1 protein-coding gene is annotated in these 528 nt (G+C 75.0%); it reads left to right on the top strand.

Annotation, left to right across the window (positions count from 1 at the left end; all coding sequences use genetic code 11):
• Positions 1–528: Kelch repeat-containing protein (locus tag D7W79_RS42655; protein WP_244222294.1), on the top strand; the 528-nt coding region annotated here is incomplete at both ends.

Here is a 528-nt window from a genome sequence, read left to right as displayed (position 1 = left end):
TGGGGAACCTGGGGACGGGGCGGGCCCGCCACACCGCGACGCTGCTGTCCTCCGGCAAGGTGCTGGTGACGGGCGGCGCGTCGGGCGCGAGCACGTCCTCCACGCTCGCGAGCGCGGAGCTGTTCAATCCGGCCACGGGCACCTGGAGCCCCACGAGCCCCATGGGACATGCGCGCACGTACCACGCGGCCGTGCCGCTGCCTTCGGGCGAGGTGCTGGTGATGGGCGGCAGCTCCACCGGGTCGGACCCCATCACCGCGAGCGCGGAGCTGTTCAACCCCGCCACGGGGACGTGGCGCTCCACGGGCTCCATGGCGGTGGCGCGCTACGGCCACATCGCGGTGCCGCTGGGCAATGGCAGCCAGGTGCTGGTGGCGGGCGGCTGGGGCGTGGATGGTCCGCTGCGCTCCGCGGAGCTGTACGACGTGGCGCGCGGCACCTGGAGGACCGTGGCGCCGATGAGCCTGCCGCGCTACCTGCCGCACGCCACCGTGCTGCCCTCGGGCCGCGTGCTGGTGGTGACGGGGG

This window comes from Corallococcus exercitus, assembly GCF_003611585.1.
Taxonomy (GTDB): Bacteria; Myxococcota; Myxococcia; order Myxococcales; family Myxococcaceae; genus Corallococcus; species Corallococcus exercitus.
Note: the sequence above shows the minus strand (reverse complement) of the source record. Positions and strands in the feature narration are given on the sequence as shown.